The sequence below is a fragment of the Mesorhizobium sp. M7A.F.Ca.US.014.04.1.1 genome, from assembly GCF_003998745.1.
GTDB lineage: Bacteria > Pseudomonadota > Alphaproteobacteria > Rhizobiales > Rhizobiaceae > Mesorhizobium > Mesorhizobium ciceri.
This window is the reverse complement of sequence record NZ_RZRW01000838.1, coordinates 1-1,840: the sequence shown is the minus strand read 5'-3', so window position 1 is coordinate 1,840 and position 1,840 is coordinate 1. Positions and strand designations below refer to the sequence as shown.

2 protein-coding genes are annotated in these 1,840 nt (G+C 62.6%); one reads left to right on the top strand and one right to left on the bottom strand.

Annotated features, from left to right (window positions below; all coding sequences use genetic code 11):
• Positions 1–230 precede the first annotated feature (230 nt).
• Positions 231–761 carry an invasion associated locus B family protein gene (locus tag EOA22_RS32135; RefSeq protein ID WP_244514247.1) on the bottom strand — a complete coding sequence of 177 codons (531 nt, stop codon included), beginning with the start codon at positions 759–761 and terminating at the stop codon, positions 231–233.
• A gap of 329 nt (positions 762–1,090) precedes the next feature.
• On the opposite strand from EOA22_RS32135, the gene EOA22_RS32130 reads away from it, so the two are divergent.
• On the top strand, positions 1,091–1,840 hold a 750-nt coding region (locus EOA22_RS32130), incomplete at its 3' end, for an inverse autotransporter beta domain-containing protein (protein WP_245478738.1).

Here is a 1,840-nt window from a genome sequence, read left to right as displayed (position 1 = left end):
GATGACGACAAAGCCGGCGCCGGCGCGCCGGAACAGTCCCGCCGGGCCGATCGAGGCTCCGGTCGCATAGTGGAAGGCCTCGGGCGCGCACAGCACCAGCGCCTCGATGCCGGCGCGGTCCATCAGTTGCGCCGCGCGCTGGCGGTCGACAAAGCCTGTCATGGGTTTCTCCACTGTCCGAAGCGGCAACGGAGCATTCCGGGCATCGACAATCAAGCCGCTGACAACAGCTACTTGATCGATTCCAGCTTGGCGACGGCAGCGGTGAAGCCAGCCAGCGACACCGGGATGGTGACCGGCTTGCGGGTGACCGATTCCATGCCGATGTTCAGATTGGTCCCCGACTTCATGGCCTTGATGAGATCCGCCGACAGCGGCGTGGCGGCATAGGCGCCGTTCTGGTCGCTGGTCTGGATGGCAATCGTCGTCTTCTGGCCCTGGTCGATCTGGAAGGAGGCGCCGGACGGCAGGAACAGGCCGTGCGGCAGGGCAAGCAGCATGGCGAGGCTGCCATTGCCGTTGTCGCGGCGCACGGTCACGGTCAGCACGCGCTGCCCGGTCTTGGCCTCGGTCAGGTTCTGCGAAAGCTGGCACTGAAGCTCGGTGGTCGCCGAACCGCTGGAGCAGTTCATCGCCCACGGATTGGCATCGGCCGGTTTTGCATTGGTTTCAGCCGGCTTTGGCTGGGCCGGCTTGGCATCTTCGGCGAGGGCCGGGCCGGTGGCCAGAGCAAGCCACAGGGCGGCCAGCCCCGCGGCCATGCCAAGTAAATTAGATCTAGCTAAAGTAAATGTCATGTTGTTTTGCCGGATGCCTTGCATGTTTCCTCGCCGCGCCCGGTATTCTCCCGAGCATGGCTTGATACAACACCCGCGACTGTTCCGGAAGCCGAGCAGGAGGCAAGCAAGCCGGCGAAATTACTGTGGCTTTTCGGATACAACGAACAATATTGCAGGAGGCCCTCAGAAATCGAAGCGCCGGAGACTCGCTATACAATAGAATTCGAGTAAGATTTTACACGGGGTGCGTGCAGTCCCCGAAGGACTCGCCAGGGATGGGAACTACCGAGACGCCTCGGCAAGTTGGTGAGATGGCGGCGCGTGGGGAGGATTTCCGCGTGCACGCCGGCTATCGCCGTTCGCGAATCGCCAGGCATCTCTGGAAGACGACGGCACTGACGACGCTGGCGCTCGGCCTTTCAGGCATGGCCGCCTATGGCGATCCCAACGGGCTATGGCAGCCGCAGATCCGCGCCATCATCGGCGCCGACAACAATGGCGGCAACGGCGCGCTCGAAGGTTTCATCCCGCTCAAGCAGACGGCCGAATCCGTGCTGTTCCTGGATGTCCGGGCCAAGCACGATTTCAAGGATGGTTCCGGCCAGGATGTCGGCCTCGGCATTCGCCGCATCGTCAACCCGGACCTGATGATCGGCGGCTACGCCTATCTCAATCTCGAGAACTACAACTCCACCCAGTTCACCGCGGCCACGCTGGGCGCCGAGGCGATCACGCCTCATTTCGATGCGCATGTGAACGTCTATCTGCCGATCAAGGGTGATTCGACGGATCACTCGACCAGTTCGACCCTGTCGATGGTCAGCAACCAGCTGATCGAGCAGATCTCGGTCCTCGACCACCGCGATTACGCGGCATGGGGCATCGAGGGCGAGATCGGCGCGCAGGTGCCGGTCAACCTGCCCGACAAGCATTCGCTGCGGCTCGACATTGGCGTCTATCATTTCGAGGATCCGCATGGCGACGACGGCAGCGTCACGGGCGCCAAGGCCGGCTTCGAGTATACGATCGGCGATGTTTTCGGCAGCAACACGGAACTGGTC

Coding starts and splice junctions, on each gene's coding strand:
- EOA22_RS32135 (WP_244514247.1), bottom strand. CDS start 761: ATGGCCGCGGGGCTGGCCGCCCTGTGGCTTGCTCTGGCCACCGGCCCG.